This is a genomic window from Clostridium sp. 1001271B_151109_B4 (assembly GCF_015670405.1).
In the GTDB taxonomy this organism is placed as follows: domain Bacteria; phylum Bacillota; class Clostridia; order Clostridiales; family Clostridiaceae; genus Clostridium.
This window is the reverse complement of sequence record NZ_JADPBQ010000014.1, coordinates 39,660-53,923: the sequence shown is the minus strand read 5'-3', so window position 1 is coordinate 53,923 and position 14,264 is coordinate 39,660. Positions and strand designations below refer to the sequence as shown.

19 protein-coding genes are annotated in these 14,264 nt (G+C 28.0%); 7 read left to right on the top strand and 12 right to left on the bottom strand.

Annotation, left to right across the window (positions count from 1 at the left end; translation table 11 throughout):
• The first annotated feature begins 97 nt into the window (after positions 1–97).
• Both I4V63_RS10735 and I4V63_RS10730 read left to right on the top strand, forming a co-directional pair.
• Positions 98–1,225, top strand: a complete 1,128-nt coding sequence (locus I4V63_RS10735; RefSeq protein ID WP_196001250.1) for a hypothetical protein — start codon at positions 98–100, stop codon at positions 1,223–1,225.
• Between the two features lie 84 nt (positions 1,226–1,309).
• Positions 1,310–1,702 carry a YmaF family protein gene (locus tag I4V63_RS10730; RefSeq protein WP_196001249.1) on the top strand — a complete coding sequence of 131 codons (393 nt, stop codon included), beginning with the start codon at positions 1,310–1,312 and terminating at the stop codon, positions 1,700–1,702.
• A gap of 119 nt (positions 1,703–1,821) precedes the next feature.
• Here the strand turns inward: I4V63_RS10730 and I4V63_RS10725 are convergent, their stop codons facing one another.
• The 8 genes from I4V63_RS10725 to I4V63_RS10690 form a co-directional block, all read right to left on the bottom strand.
• On the bottom strand, positions 1,822–3,219 hold the full coding sequence (locus I4V63_RS10725) for an FAD-binding oxidoreductase (RefSeq protein WP_196001248.1): 1,398 nt from the start codon (positions 3,217–3,219) through the stop codon (positions 1,822–1,824).
• Positions 3,220–3,342: 123 nt separating this feature from the next.
• Positions 3,343–3,897, bottom strand: a complete 555-nt coding sequence (locus I4V63_RS10720; RefSeq protein WP_196001247.1) for a metal-dependent hydrolase — start codon at positions 3,895–3,897, stop codon at positions 3,343–3,345.
• Between the two features lie 169 nt (positions 3,898–4,066).
• Positions 4,067–4,447, bottom strand: coding sequence for a NifB/NifX family molybdenum-iron cluster-binding protein (locus I4V63_RS10715; protein WP_196001246.1), 381 nt, complete (start codon positions 4,445–4,447; stop codon positions 4,067–4,069).
• A gap of 2 nt (positions 4,448–4,449) precedes the next feature.
• A complete protein-coding gene (locus I4V63_RS10710; RefSeq protein WP_196001245.1) occupies positions 4,450–4,833 on the bottom strand; it encodes a metalloregulator ArsR/SmtB family transcription factor in 384 nt (127 codons plus the stop codon).
• 246 nt (positions 4,834–5,079) lie between these two features.
• Entirely contained in the window at positions 5,080–5,577 is a 498-nt protein-coding gene (locus I4V63_RS10705) for a DNA topology modulation protein (RefSeq protein WP_196001244.1), read from the bottom strand.
• 143 nt (positions 5,578–5,720) lie between these two features.
• Positions 5,721–6,935 (bottom strand): peptidase T, encoded by a 1,215-nt coding sequence (pepT, locus tag I4V63_RS10700; protein WP_196001243.1) that lies wholly within the window; start codon positions 6,933–6,935, stop codon positions 5,721–5,723.
• A 31-nt stretch (positions 6,936–6,966) separates the two neighbouring features.
• Complete coding sequence (pepV, locus tag I4V63_RS10695) at positions 6,967–8,370, bottom strand: dipeptidase PepV (RefSeq protein WP_196001242.1); 1,404 nt, start codon at positions 8,368–8,370, stop codon at positions 6,967–6,969.
• Positions 8,371–8,474: 104 nt separating this feature from the next.
• Positions 8,475–8,771: a sodium/glutamate symporter gene (locus tag I4V63_RS10690; RefSeq protein ID WP_347707730.1), complete on the bottom strand. Its 297-nt coding sequence runs from the start codon at positions 8,769–8,771 to the stop codon at positions 8,475–8,477.
• Between the two features lie 316 nt (positions 8,772–9,087).
• Between I4V63_RS10690 and I4V63_RS10685 the strand changes: the two genes are divergently transcribed.
• The 4 genes from I4V63_RS10685 (at position 9,088) to I4V63_RS10670 (ending at position 10,441) form a co-directional block, all read left to right on the top strand.
• Entirely contained in the window at positions 9,088–9,243 is a 156-nt protein-coding gene (locus I4V63_RS10685; protein ID WP_196001241.1) for a hypothetical protein, read from the top strand.
• 79 nt (positions 9,244–9,322) lie between these two features.
• Entirely contained in the window at positions 9,323–9,598 is a 276-nt protein-coding gene (locus tag I4V63_RS10680) for a spore coat associated protein CotJA (protein WP_196001240.1), read from the top strand.
• Positions 9,595–9,858 carry a spore coat protein CotJB gene (locus tag I4V63_RS10675; RefSeq protein ID WP_196001239.1) on the top strand — a complete coding sequence of 88 codons (264 nt, stop codon included), beginning with the start codon at positions 9,595–9,597 and terminating at the stop codon, positions 9,856–9,858. The genes I4V63_RS10680 and I4V63_RS10675 overlap by 4 nt, the downstream gene beginning before the upstream one ends.
• 4 nt (positions 9,859–9,862) lie before the next feature.
• On the top strand, positions 9,863–10,441 hold the full coding sequence (locus I4V63_RS10670; protein ID WP_196001238.1) for a manganese catalase family protein: 579 nt from the start codon (positions 9,863–9,865) through the stop codon (positions 10,439–10,441).
• A gap of 62 nt (positions 10,442–10,503) precedes the next feature.
• Here I4V63_RS10670 and I4V63_RS10665 read toward each other — a convergent pair whose 3' ends face one another.
• The 4 genes from I4V63_RS10665 to I4V63_RS10650 all read right to left on the bottom strand — a co-directional run bounded on the left by I4V63_RS10665 (position 10,504) and on the right by I4V63_RS10650 (position 13,329).
• Positions 10,504–11,286, bottom strand: coding sequence for an HAD family hydrolase (locus tag I4V63_RS10665; protein ID WP_196001237.1), 783 nt, complete (start codon positions 11,284–11,286; stop codon positions 10,504–10,506).
• A gap of 24 nt (positions 11,287–11,310) precedes the next feature.
• Positions 11,311–12,075: a DeoR/GlpR family DNA-binding transcription regulator gene (locus I4V63_RS10660; RefSeq protein WP_196001236.1), complete on the bottom strand. Its 765-nt coding sequence runs from the start codon at positions 12,073–12,075 to the stop codon at positions 11,311–11,313.
• Positions 12,076–12,412: 337 nt separating this feature from the next.
• Positions 12,413–12,889, bottom strand: coding sequence for a DMT family transporter (locus I4V63_RS10655; protein ID WP_196001235.1), 477 nt, complete (start codon positions 12,887–12,889; stop codon positions 12,413–12,415).
• Between the two features lie 17 nt (positions 12,890–12,906).
• Entirely contained in the window at positions 12,907–13,329 is a 423-nt protein-coding gene (locus tag I4V63_RS10650; RefSeq protein WP_196001234.1) for a DMT family transporter, read from the bottom strand.
• 160 nt (positions 13,330–13,489) lie between these two features.
• Between I4V63_RS10650 and I4V63_RS10645 the strand changes: the two genes are divergently transcribed.
• Complete coding sequence (locus I4V63_RS10645; RefSeq protein ID WP_196001233.1) at positions 13,490–14,182, top strand: cyclic nucleotide-binding domain-containing protein; 693 nt, start codon at positions 13,490–13,492, stop codon at positions 14,180–14,182.
• Positions 14,183–14,264: the final 82 nt, after the last annotated feature.

The following is a 14,264-nucleotide window of genomic DNA, read 5'->3' as shown; positions in this document are numbered from 1 at the left end:
TTTTTTAAATCACTATATATATATTATGAAATTAAATTTTACGTTATTTATTACCAGCTTTTAAAGATATTATTTTTATTGATTGGAGGAAGTTTAATTGGATAAAAATTTAAAAAATGACCTTAACTCTTTAATTGCATTTCTAGAGCAACATAATAATATAAATATTAATGCATTAATGGGATTAGACGGATTTGTTGATCAAATTCTTCATGTAGTCAAAACAAGAACTGATGCAAATAACTATATTAGAATGGAAACATTAAGTGAATTCGGTGATTTTATCAGTAAAGCTGCCGGACTAAGCTCAAATGTTGAATTTATTCCTCTTCAAAGCAAACTTGGTGGTAATGGACCTATTATGAGCAATGCTTTGGCCACCTATGGCTTAAATATAAATTATATAGGTGCTCTTGGTGAAAATTCCATTAATCCAGTCTTCAGTGAAATGTCTAAAAAATGTAATATAATTTCTATTTCAAATCCTGGTCTTACAGATGCAGTTGAATTTTTAGACGGAAAACTTATGATTGGAAAACGTGAATGCTTAAAAGATGTAAATTGGAATAAGATCAAAGAAAAAGTCGGAGTTGAAAAGTTAACCTCTATTATTGATAGTTCAACTTTAGTTGGATTAGAGAACTGGACTATGCTTCCTTATATGACTCAAATATGGAAAGGTTTAATTAATGAAGTACTTCCTAATCTAAATAAAAAAGATAATAAGTATATTTTCTTCGATTTAGCTGATCCCGAAAACAGATTAAAATCTGATGTTTTAGAAGCTTTATCATTATTAAAAGAATTTTCATCTAAATTTAATGTTATTTTAGGATTGAATGAAAAAGAAGCCTATGAAATTGGAGAAATTTTCGGAATAACCTCATCAGAAAATAAAGTTCCTTTAAAAACTCTTACAATAGAACTTTCTAAAAGGTTAAGTATTCATACACTAGTAATTCATCCTGTAAAGGAAGCATGTGCAGTATGTAACGGAAAATACTATTATACTCCTGGGCCTTACGAACCAAATCCCAAATTAACTACAGGTGCTGGAGATAATTTTAATGCTGGCTTCTGCTTTGGACAAGTATTAGGACTTTCTACTCAACTGTCACTAGTTTTAGGAACTGCAACTTCTGGTTATTATGTAAGAAATGCTAAAAGTCCATCTTTAAAAGATATTATCATTTTTTTAAATTACTGGAGAAATTCAATAAATTAATATATTTTCAATAAAAATTTATGTCAACTTTTTTAGGATCGTCATATTATATATTATAACAACAAATGAGGAGGAATAATTTTTATGAGTACTAGATATAATAAATGTAGATATTCTAATTGTGAAAGTGATGATTATTCAGAAAATACTTTAGATGATCATGTTCATGAATTTGAAGGTTCAACAATGTTTGCTGAAGAATGCGATGATAGACACAACCATCGTTTTGCTGGAGTTACTGGTGAAGCTATAAAATATGGTAGATCACATGTTCATAAGCTAGCCACTAATACAGATTTTGTAGATCATCATCATAAAATCTGTAATACTACAGGCCCTGCAATATATGTAGGAAATGGAAAACATGTTCATCTAGTAAAAGGCTATACTACAACTGTAGATGGACATCGTCATGAATATATCTTTGCTACTTTAATAGAAGCACCTACTGTAGATGAAAGCAATTCCGATTGCTAAGTAGTATTTTTATATTAATAATCTAATCTTTATTCTTTTAAAGAAAATAACAAATAACAGTAGAGTAATATACTATCTCTACTGTTATTTTTATTATCTTAATAATAACCTTCTAAATATTATCTAACAAGGAAATCATAAAATAATTTTCTCTCTATTCTAATATCTTGTTCAAAATTAAAGAAATCATCTTTATCATATTTTTCTTTTATTAATTTTAACAACTCTGAATTTTCCCCATAATATTCCTCTTCATAACTTTTTGATTGACTATTTATCTCCTGACATGGGAAATTAACAAATCCACCATCTGTTATAAATTTTATGTACTCTAATTTTTCTACAAACCATTTTCTATTTACTGGTGCAAACCTAGGTTCTTCCCAAACTGATTGGAACCCTAAGATAAACTGTGCATCTCTATGATAGAAAGCTGTACTATCACTTTTAACTTCCTTTATTACTCCACCTAATCCATAAAAAGTTATTGCTGTATAAGTAGCCCCTTCCGCTCTTTCATCAATTAATTCTAAAAGTTTAGTAATTTCTTCCCTAGTATAATCCTTATAAACAAATCTACCTGCACTTTTATATCTTTCAAATTCTGGATGACTATCTTGAATTATTTTATTTGCTTCAAAAATATCTATATAATCAAGTTTATAACTCCCTTGAGATACAATATCTTTAATCGGCTTTAGTATTTCATTTGTCAGCTTTTTATCTCCATATACTAATCCAACTATCTTAACACCTTTACCTCTATCACTTGAATTATAACAAGCTAACTTAAAATTAGCTCTCTTATCCATAACCTTATAAATCTCTTGCCATTTTTCAATCAAATCAATATTTTCTTCAAAATCTATATGTGTAAAATCTATATTAACCAATGTAACCATATCAATTCTAGGTGGTAAATTATAAGTCATAGAAGTAACTACACCAAAATTACCTCCACCACAGCCCCTTAATGCCCAAAACAAATCTTCATTTATTTCCTTATTGCAAATTATAGTTTTCCCATTGCAATCTATTAATTCAACTTCAACTAATCTATCGCATCCAAGTCCTAAAAGCCTTGCAGAGTATCCCCAACCTCCACCTAAAGTGAATCCAACTGCACTTACTGTAGGGCATCCTCCACCAGGAAATGGATATCCTTTTTTCCCAGTAGCTTCATACAATTCCCTATTTCTTACTCCTGCTTGAATCTTTACTTTTTCATTTTCTTCATCTATGTATATTTTATTCATTTTACTTACATCAATAACTACTACATCATTTCCTGTAGAATATCCTTCATAATGATGACGCCCATTTCTTATTCTTATTGAAAGTGAGTTAGCCTTAGCAAATATAATTGCATTTCTGATATCCTCTTCTGTTTTACAATATACAATAATTAGTGGATACTTTTCTATAGCCCTATTCCAAGCTTTTCTTTCTTCTTCATATTCAAAATCTTCCCTAGTAATAACTTCACCAGTTAATCTTCCATAATCATAGTTAATCATTATTTCACCTCAATATTGTTTATTAAATAATGTTATTTTCATCTCTCTTTTTACTTATAATTGTATCAATAATTTTCTTATTATTAAATAGGCATATACATTGTTCTTGCTGAAACTTCATTTTTACCAAACAATTGTAGTTTTGTTTTTTGAATTTCTGCAGGGTAACTTAAACTCAAAAAATTTCAGGTTTTTCCCCCTAGGCGAAAATCTATCACAAACTATATGTAATATATATCCCATTGTAAAGCCTAATGTTAAATAAATATTTCCTATAAAGTAAACACAGCCACAAAATGATAATGTTCCTAACCATTTATGTGTGAACATTCTATGAGGCGATAACTTTCCTAGTATTGTTACTATACAAAACATAATAGCACCAAAATAATTATTAAAATTGCTTTGTAAAAATACAATAATATCATTTACATTTAACATAATCCCCAAAACATATCCAATAAAGATTGCTATTATTAAAAAAGTTAATATTTTATTAAACGCTTGTCTTACTTTTGAATTATGAGAATCTATATCTGGCATATACGATCCTATAAATCCCCCAATTATTAATGGTACTAAGTAAATTACACTATCAAATGTTTTTGTTACTAAGAAACCAATTCCCATTGTTGCTGTTGCAGTAGTCCCTACAATCATATGCTCTTTTCCGCTCATTAATTTTCCATCCTTTGTACAAAATATACTATCGTATCATTTAATTTTACTACAAATTTACCCAAAGTGAAAGTATGTTCTTTCCATTCCTTTTTTTACCAATCAAAAGGTTATATACATAAAAAAGCATCAAGTTAATGATGCTTTTTCGTTATATATATATATTTTTTTATTTATTACCATGATGAGAGCATCCATCATGATTACATGTATGATTACTATCAAATTCTTTTAATACACCATTCTTAAGTGAATTAATATTATCTGATATTGTTCCTTCAATAGCTTCATATACCTTTATTCCCATAGAGTTTAATTTAACAATGGCACCTTTACCTATTCCTCCTACAACTACAGCATCAACTACTTCTCCTGATAATGCTTTAATAGGATTACACTTTCCGTGCTCATGCCCTAAATCACCATTACTAATTGATTTAACTACATTACTTTCCCCATCCCATACAACAAATTCTGGAGCGCTTCCAAAGTGATTATATGGCATACTATTTAAACCTTCATTAGAGTTAACTGGAAAACATACTTTCATTTTTATTCCTCCTTAATTTTGTTTTTACAACAACCCTTCATGGATTTGCATCCATGCTTACACCTATCAGTATTTACCTCTTCAATATTAAAATTGTACTCATTTGAAATTAAATCAGTATTTTTATGAATAAGAAGATTTATGAAACCTATAGCTTCCGCTAATACTTTCTCATTTAATTCATACATAACATAATATCCTTGCTTATATGCAATTATTATATTAGCTTCTTTTAAAATCTTAATATGCTGAGATACTGCGGCTTCAGAAATCTCTAAATGCTTAGCAATTCCCTTTGCGCAAATATTTCTATTTGATAATAAAAGTAGAATTTTTACTCTTGTTTCATCACCTATAGCTTTAAATATCTTAATCTTCTCGTTCATAAGCACCTCTAATTTAATTAAGTAATTACTTAATTAAATATTAATACTCTTAATTAGTTTTCTCAAATATTGAATTTGCTTGTTTTTCCTTAAAACTCATTAAATTTTATTACTTAGTTAAGTTACCTTTTAAATTCTATCTTTTTCTTTTATTAACAGAAATATTTCTATATAATGAATTATTTAGTATTATTAAAACTATTTCTCCATTTTAAAGTTTAAAGAAACACATTCTAAGCAAAATATTTATCCCTCTAAAAACTTCCTTACTTCTTTCTTCCCATTTAAAATTATGATATCTTTTTCCTTATATAAACTTAGCTTTTTAAGTATTTCTGGTCTAATTTTTTTATTATAACTCAATACCCACTTAAAAAACTCTATGTCAATTCCTTCTGGACACCCTTCCGCCATATCTGGTCTGCTTTTTCCCCTATACATAAATCGTCTCTTAAAAATTCTATAAAGACAAATATATGTTGGCATATTAATAAAAATTATTGTATCTGCCTTCTTTGCTCTTATATCAATTGTTCTAATATAATTTCCATCTATTATCCATTTATCTTTGTTTATCACTTTTTCAATTTTTTTATTAAATTCTGCCTTCGGAGTTTCAATCCATCCTTCATTCCAAAATAATTTATCTAAATGATATACTGGTATATCTAATTTATTAGATAGTTCTCTAGAAAATGTTGATTTTCCTGCACCACCACATCCTACCACAATAATTTTCTCCATACTTCCTCACCTCTTCCCCCAAAATAAATACTTTTTTATATTTTAAAGTTTTCATCTTCATTTTTTAATATATATACATAATATTAAAAATAAGCAGAGTCATAATATTCACTCTGCTTATCTAATGTAAGTTTTATATAAAATTATTGTGCATACTTCTTTAATATTTCAATTATTATATTAGTTGCAATTTCCATACCTTCTACAGTAATATGCTCATATTCACCATGGAATGCATATCCACCAGTTCCTAAGTTAGGACAAGGTAATCCCATATAGCTAAGAGTTGCTCCATCTGTTCCACCTCTTATAGGTTCAATTACTGGAGTAACATTTAAACTCTTCATTGCAGCTATTGCATTATCAAGTAAATGCATGCATGGCTTAACATGTTCAGCCATATTCTTATATTGATCAGTAATTGTTAACTTAACAGTACCTTCTCCATATTTTTCGTTTAATAACTTTTCAATTAGCTGTAATGTAGATTTCTTAGATTCAAGTTTGCAAGCATCATGATCTCTTAATATATATCCTAATACAGCATGATCTGTATTTCCTCTAAAGCTTTCTAAATAATAGAATCCTTCATATCCTTCAGTATATTCTGGCTTTTCACCTTGAGGTAACATTCTATCAAACTCGATACCAACATTTGTTGCATTAATCATTGTATTCTTTGCTGATCCTGGATGAACTGAAACACCATGTATCTCAACTGTAGCTGCTGAAGCATTAAAGTTTTCATAAGAAATTTCACCTTCAACTCCACCGTCCATTGTATAAGCAAATTGTGCTCCAAAATTCTTTACATCAAATTTATTAGCTCCTCTTCCTATTTCTTCATCTGGTGTAAATCCAATACATATCTTACCATGAGGAATATTTTCTTTTATTATTCTTTCACAAGCTGTTAATATTTCAGCTATACCCGCTTTATCATCAGCTCCTAAAAGAGTATTACCATCTGTTGTAATTAAAGTTCTCCCTTTTAAGTTCTTCAAATGTGGAAATTTTTCTACTGATAAAACAGTTCCATTTAAAAGAGTTAAATCTTCTCCATTATAATTTTCAACTAATTGTGGATTTACATTTTCTCCTGGTGCTGCAGGTGCAGTATCCATATGAGCTATTAACCCTATACTATATTTATCTTCATAACCTTTGCTTGCAGGAATAACTCCATAAACATAGCAATTTTCATCTACTCTAACTTCTTGAATTCCTATTTCCTTCATTTCTTCAACTAAAATATTAGCTAAATCAAATTGTCTCTTAGTTGACGGTGTAGTTTCTGATTTAGGATCAGACGTTGTATAAATTTTTGCGTATTTTATTAATCTTTCATATGCTTGCATATTTTTATCTCCCTCTATATAAATTATTATATTATTTACATAATTCTATTATTGCTTGTGTAAATATTTTAGCGCTAAGTATAAGCTCATCTATAACTGCAAATTCATCATTTCCATGCATATTATTATCAGTTCCAGGCATTGTACATCCAAATGCAACACCATTTTTTATGTGATGGACATAAGTCCCTCCACCAATTGCTATACATTCACCTTTTTTCCCACTATACATTTCGTAACATCTTAATAATGTTTGAACAAAATCAGAATTTTCATCAACATAATGTCCTTCAAATACATTACATGGTTCCAAAATTACTCCAACATTCCTTAAATTTTCAGAAACTACATCTCTTAAATTTTCATCATTTGCACATAAAGGTGCTCTACAATCAAAAGTTCCTTTTAATTTTGTAGTAGTATACTCAAAAATAGTAAATGATAAAGTTAATTCTCCTGAAACTTCATCAGCCATCTTTACTCCAATAGCTTCACCTTTATAGTCACCATGTGGTAATAATTTATTAATTTCACATAATTTTTTAAATCCTTCACTATCAGCAAATGGCATTGAAGATAATAATGTTAAAATTCCAGTTAATGCATTGTTACCACCTTCTGGATAAGCTGCATGAGCACCTTTTCCTTTAGCTTCAATAATACATTTATTATTTTCTTCATTAACAGTAAATTTTACTCCAATTTTATTTGTTACTGTATCACAATATTTCTCAACTTCACTCTTATCTATTCCTTCAATTACTGCTGTTGCCTTATCTGGAATAACATTTACCTTAACTCCTGAATTTACTGATATAATTCTAGGCATTGTTGTATCTTCCTTGAAATCAGATATAAAGTTAGCCTTTAGTCCACCTTTTTCAACATTAATAACTGGAAAGTCAGCATCTGGTGAAAAAGTCATAGGTGCTTCTTTTTCTATTTTATAATAATACTCAATATCAGCACTTCCGCATTCTTCATCAGTTCCTAATATAAGTCTAACATTCTTATTTAATGGTATATTTAAATCTTTAACTGCCTTTAAAGCATATAATGCTACTATTGCTGGTCCCTTATCATCCGCAGAACCTCTTCCATACAATTTTCCATCCTTTATAATAGGCTCATAAGGCCCTGTAACTGTCCATTCATCTCCAGCTGGAACTACATCAAGATGTGCTAAAATATCTAATGCCTTTTCTTTATCATTAAAATCTACTGTTCCAACATAATTATCATAATTATTAGTTTCAAATCCCATATTGCTAGCAATATCTAATGCCTCATTTAAAACCTTTACTACACCTTCACCAAAAGGCATTCCTTCTTTCGGCTCTTGTCTATCACTTTTTATTCTTATTACCTTGCATATATCTTCTAGCATCTCATCTTTATGCAAGTTAAAATATTCTTCTATTTGTTTTTTATACATTATAGTCACCTACTTTTCAATTATATTATTACTATATTATAACAATACCTGCTACAACTGACAAAGGATAATTTACTGAGAAATTACTAAAAGTATTGCTAACGCTAAAAACACAGCAACCTTAATCCCCCACTTTTTAAAACCTTAAAACTTGCTGTAAAGTCAACACTAGCGAAAAAAGCTATCATAAATAAATTTTGTAATGTTGTGTCTAACATTATAGTTGCTATATTAGTTACTTTTAATATTAACATTACTATTGCAAAAATGAGCCCTCCAACAACAGGAGCTGTTATACAATACTTTGATAAAAACTTTATTTTAGCTCTTAAAAATTTTCCTAAATAATATACTGTTGTTACTAATGTCATAGTTTCAAAAATATTAAACTTACGCTCCATTTTATCTATCATTTCTTATTAAATTTTATCTTATGTTAATATTTATCTATTGCATTTTTATATTTTACTCCTTTTTTATTCTTTTGCAAATAAAGTAATGTTTTGTTGAGTTATATATCTTTCTGTCTACATTTTATTCTTTATTATTGAATATTATAAATAGTTATATAATAATTAAAGGAAACTCATCTTCATATAAAATCAGATGAGTACACTAAAGTGTACTTTCAGCTTAACCAAATTAAAATTTGGAGTTTCAAGCAAGTTCAATTAACAAAATCGAAGATTTTGAATTTCACTTAAAGGAGTAAAATTTATGAAAAAAAATATTTCAAATAAAAATTTAACACTTACTTGCCCTGTTTGTGGTGAATCAATGCATGAATATGAATATGCGTATGATAATAAGGTGCATGGAAAGATTTATTTTAAGTGTGATTATTGTGGTCATAAAGAAAGTAAAATAATTTAATTCGACAATATTTCCTCACATTTTTTTTGCTTATACATAAAGTGTATTGTAGATAATTTTTACGAAGGGATACACTATTATGTACTATCAAAGAATAGATAAATGTATAAACTGCGATGATTGTATTAAAAATACATCTGATGTTGGTTGTAATATTGCCTGTGCTGATACCAAAAAGAACTGTTATGAATCATTTAAAGTTTTTTCTCCTATGACTTATGCTAAAGCATGTATTGTTCTACAACCCTATCAAAACCTGTTTGATTTAAACTCAGCTTTTGATGCTGGAACAATATTTAAGGATCTTTATAGTCCTTATTGTGCAATTATGTATTCCAAGGAGGAGAAAATATGAATAAGCATGAATGTTTAAATGCAATTAGAAAACTTCAATTTTTTGCTTTAGATTTAAATCTATATTTAGATAATTTTCCTAATTGTAAAAATGCAACTGATGATTATAAAGTAATTTCCTCTAAGCTAAGAAAATTAATTTGGGATTATGAGCAAGATTATGGTCCTTTAACTAACTTTGGCTCTTCTTATATTCAAAATCCTGAAGTATGGATTGACAGTCCTTGGCCTTGGGAAAAAGAAAGTAATAAGGAGGAGTAAGTTTATGTGGTACTATGTAAAAACATTAGAATATCCTGTTAATTTGAAATGCTCTGATTTAAATATGGCAAAACTTTTAATAACTCAATATGGTGGTCCCGACGGGGAACTAGGGGCTGCACTTAGATATTTAAATCAAAGATATACAATGCCAACAAACAAATCAAAAGGTCTATTAACTGACATAGGAACAGAAGAAATGGCCCATGTAGAAATACTTGGAACCATGGTATATCAACTAATGAGCAATGCATCAATAGATGAAATTAAAGCTGCTGGTTTAGCTGGTCACTATGCAGACCACGGTAAGGCACTTTTTTATACTGATGCTACAGGTAACCCTTGGACTGCAACTTATATTCAAGCCAAAGGTGATGTAATTGCTGATTTACATGAAGATATGGCTGCTGAACAAAAAGCTAGAGCAACTTATGAATGGTTGCTAAACTTAACAGATGATGCTGAAATTAAAAAGATTTTAGGCTTCTTAAGGGAAAGAGAAGTAGTCCATTATCAAAGATTTGGTGAAGCATTAAGAAACGTACAAGATAACGTTAAACCTGGCAATTTAAATTGTAAATAATAAAATAAAGCAGAGTTATTTTGAATTATCATTAATCAAAATAACTCTGCTTTTACTATATATTAATTTAATATTTCTTTTATAGCATGTACAACTCCACTTTCATCATTACTTTTTGCTCTGAATCTTGCTACCTTTTTTAAATCATCATGAGCATTTTCCATTGCATAACTATGATAAGCACTACTCATCATTTCTAAATCATTTAAGTAGTCACCAAATACCATTGTTTCTTCATGCTTTATATTTAGCAACTCCTGAACTTCCGCTATTGCAACTCCCTTATTAATACCTTTTGCAGTTATATCAAGCCAAATTTCCCCTGATACTGCAATTTGAGCTTTATCTCTAAAATCATCATAATACTTATTACTATTATTTTCTGAACCTGCAAAATCACAAATTGTAACCTTTAATATATCATCTTCAATTTTAGTTAAATCTGATACTATTTCATATCTTTCATAATATTTTTCTGTTTGCTCAATTAATCTCTTATCATTACTTTCAATATAAGCTGATTTTTTACCACAAAGTATTACATATGAATCTTTTATATTTCTTCCTACTTTAATTAGTTCTCTTGCAAGATTTAAATCTAATGCATTAACTACAAGTTCTTTTCCTTTATAAACCACAAATGTACCATTTTCAGCTATAAACATCATTTTATCTTCAATACCCTCAAATCTTTTTAAAAGATTATAGTATTGTCTTCCACTTGCAGCTGCAAATATTATCCCTTTTCCTTCCAACTCGTTAAAAACTTCATAAAATCCATCTTGTATTTCATTTTTAGAATTTAATAATGTCCCATCCATATCTGTTGCTATTAATTTAATCATAACTACTCTCCCCGTATTGCTTATTTAATATATTACTTTTACATCATATTTATCTAATTCTACTTTTACTGCGTCATCTGGAGCTTTATCTGTAATTATAAAGTCTACCTCTTCTAATGTTCCAAATTTATGAGCTCCATCTTTATAAAATTTTTCATCATCCATGACAATATAATTTTTCTTACTATTTTTTAATATTTCCTTTTTAACAATTGATTCATCAAAATTAAAATTACTTAAAAAGTTATCTTCAATATTAACTCCACCAGCACCTACAAAAGCTTTATCTATATTAAAATTCTTTATTTGCTCTACAGTATAAGCCCCTACTGTTCCCCCTAATCTTTTATTAAATGTTCCTCCAACTAAAATAACTTCAATATTAGGTGAATGATCAAACTCCATTAAGATTCTATTCATATTTGTTATTACTGTTATATTTTTAGTTGTATTTCTTATCATTGATGCAATTGTTAAATTAGTACTTGATATATCTAAGAATATTACATCATCTTCTTCTAAAATATCACAAACCACTTTAGCTATATGTTCTTTCCCTTCAATGTTAACAAATACTCTTGATGTAGTATTTTCATTGTAAGCTCTGCCTCTTTCTAAAATTGCTCCACCATAAGTCCTCTTTATTTTACCTTCTTTTTCAAGCCTTTGTAAATCCTTACGAATCATACTTTCTGATACACTAAACTTTTCACTTAAATCTTTTACTAGCACCTTTTTTTTATCTTGAATTATTTCTAATATTTCATCTAACCTTTCTTCCATAAACATAAACAAATACCCCTTTTCCTATATATAACTTTTAATATCATTTATTTTTATTTACTTTTATTTATTATCATTTATTCTTACTTATATGATATATCTTTTAATTTAAAATTTCAATAATTTATTTTTTTCTTTGCTTTTCCTTAATATTCCAAAAAAAAATAATACATAGATATACGATGTATCGAATTACAATGTATGGTGATGAAATTATGAAAATTAACAAAGAACTATTGAAGGGAAGCACAACAGTATTGATCTTAAATAAAAAGGTAACAAAACGAGGAGATAATTTTATAATTGATATAAAAATTATCTCCTCCTTTTTTATGTTTAAGTATTAAGCTTCTTTAAGCTTATCTGTTTTTTCTTTAAGCTTATTTGCCTCTTTTTCATCAACTTTTGAATTATAAAATATACCTAAAACAACTATTATTGCTCCTAAAAGCTTTTGCCATGAAAAATCCCCCATTACAATTGCATCAATAACAATTGCACACAACATTTGTCCAGAAAACATCAATAATGTACTATATACAACAGGAATCTTTGGAATAACTATATTAGAAGTATACACAACCATTACCCCTATGATTCCTCCTAGGAAAATATATAATGGCATTCTGCTCATATCTATGATAGACGGTGCTGAAGCACTACCCATACCTATTAAAATAAAAATTCCTCCAATAAGTCCACCTATATAATGAATTATTGTACTTTGAATTAATCCAATTTTCTTTCCTAGTGTTGAACTTACTACCATTGATAAAGTAGTTAGTACACCACCAAATACAGCTAATAAAATCATTAACATATTATTTTATTCCTCCCCTATGCCATTGTCATAATAACTAATCCACATAAAACTATAAAAAACCCTACAAGTTTTTTAGGATTAAATTCATATTTAGTTAAACCAAATAATCCAAAATGGTCTACTAAGGATGAAAATACTAATTGTCCAAATACTGCAAGTGCTGTAGTTAAAGCAACACCTATACCTCCTATTGTAATTATGTTAACTAATGTAAGCATAACTCCAAAAATTCCACCTAAAAATAAATAAAATGGTATAGCCTCCTTTATTACTATTTTTTCTTTCTTTACAGCTGCAACTATAAGTATTGAAATAAGCCCTACAGCATGAATAATCACTACAGAATATGTACTTCCAACATAACCTTCTAATCCGCTGTTAAATGATATCATAATAGAAATAAGTGCTCCAATTACTAGTGCTAAAATATTATACATTTAAATTCCTCCAGTTAAATTTCTAGAAACATCTTATCAAATAGATATAAAAATAAAATAGGACATTTGTCCTATTTTATTTTTAATAGTATACTCTTTTTATATAAACTTAGTAAACAATATATATTATTTCATTTTATCTATATTTAAAGGAGAATCTATGAAAAAATTAAGCAACAAAGACCAGCTTATTTATTATGTTAATAAATACTCTTTACACTCATACTTAAATAAAAATTTATTAGACTCTTTAGAAATACATACATTTAATAAAAATGAATTTCTTTGTTCATTAAATGATAAATTATTTTATATGTATTTCTTAGTTAAGGGAAAGTATAAAGTAACCACTTTACTTTCAAGTGGTAAATCATTACTTTTATGTTTCAATACTCCTCTTTCTATTATGGGTGATATTGAACTTATTGAAAATCCTTATGCTGACTGTAATGTTCAAGCTTTAGAACCTTGTATTTGTTTAGCATTACCTTTAAATAGTATAAAAGAATACGGCTATACTGATCCAATATTTTTAAGATTTATAATTTCTTCTCTTCAAAAAAAGCTTAGACGAAATTCAAGTTATATGAGTATTAATATACTTTCCCCAATTGAAAGTCGCTTTGCAAGCTATTTAATTTCATCTTTACCATCGAATAATTCTAAAGAAATATTAGTTGATATAGATGGGATTAATAATTTAGCTGAACTTTTAGGATCTAGTTATCGTCATCTAAATAGAGTTATTAAAAATCTTTCTGAATTAAATATTATTGAAAAGAATAAAAATATAATTAAAATTTTAGATTTAGAAAAATTAACACTACTAGCTCAAGATATTTATAAGAATTAACTCAAATCCTAAATATTAACTTAGCAAGACTAACTTATTAAGTGCTTGAAAAAAAGTAAGTTTAGTTATCTTTTTTATTCTA

Coding starts and splice junctions, on each gene's coding strand:
- I4V63_RS10730 (WP_196001249.1), top strand. CDS start 1,310: ATGAGTACTAGATATAATAAATGTAGATATTCTAATTGTGAAAGTGAT.
- I4V63_RS10725 (WP_196001248.1), bottom strand. CDS start 3,219: ATGATTAACTATGATTATGGAAGATTAACTGGTGAAGTTATTACTAGG.
- I4V63_RS10720 (WP_196001247.1), bottom strand. CDS start 3,897: ATGAGCGGAAAAGAGCATATGATTGTAGGGACTACTGCAACAGCAACA.
- I4V63_RS10715 (WP_196001246.1), bottom strand. CDS start 4,447: ATGAAAGTATGTTTTCCAGTTAACTCTAATGAAGGTTTAAATAGTATG.
- I4V63_RS10710 (WP_196001245.1), bottom strand. CDS start 4,833: ATGAACGAGAAGATTAAGATATTTAAAGCTATAGGTGATGAAACAAGA.
- I4V63_RS10705 (WP_196001244.1), bottom strand. CDS start 5,577: ATGGAGAAAATTATTGTGGTAGGATGTGGTGGTGCAGGAAAATCAACA.
- pepT (WP_196001243.1), bottom strand. CDS start 6,935: ATGCAAGCATATGAAAGATTAATAAAATACGCAAAAATTTATACAACG.
- pepV (WP_196001242.1), bottom strand. CDS start 8,370: ATGTATAAAAAACAAATAGAAGAATATTTTAACTTGCATAAAGATGAG.
- I4V63_RS10690 (WP_347707730.1), bottom strand. CDS start 8,771: ATGGAGCGTAAGTTTAATATTTTTGAAACTATGACATTAGTAACAACA.
- I4V63_RS10685 (WP_196001241.1), top strand. CDS start 9,088: ATGAAAAAAAATATTTCAAATAAAAATTTAACACTTACTTGCCCTGTT.
- I4V63_RS10680 (WP_196001240.1), top strand. CDS start 9,323: ATGTACTATCAAAGAATAGATAAATGTATAAACTGCGATGATTGTATT.
- I4V63_RS10675 (WP_196001239.1), top strand. CDS start 9,595: ATGAATAAGCATGAATGTTTAAATGCAATTAGAAAACTTCAATTTTTT.
- I4V63_RS10670 (WP_196001238.1), top strand. CDS start 9,863: ATGTGGTACTATGTAAAAACATTAGAATATCCTGTTAATTTGAAATGC.
- I4V63_RS10665 (WP_196001237.1), bottom strand. CDS start 11,286: ATGATTAAATTAATAGCAACAGATATGGATGGGACATTATTAAATTCT.
- I4V63_RS10660 (WP_196001236.1), bottom strand. CDS start 12,075: ATGTTTATGGAAGAAAGGTTAGATGAAATATTAGAAATAATTCAAGAT.
- I4V63_RS10655 (WP_196001235.1), bottom strand. CDS start 12,889: ATGTTAATGATTTTATTAGCTGTATTTGGTGGTGTACTAACTACTTTA.
- I4V63_RS10650 (WP_196001234.1), bottom strand. CDS start 13,329: ATGTATAATATTTTAGCACTAGTAATTGGAGCACTTATTTCTATTATG.
- I4V63_RS10645 (WP_196001233.1), top strand. CDS start 13,490: ATGAAAAAATTAAGCAACAAAGACCAGCTTATTTATTATGTTAATAAA.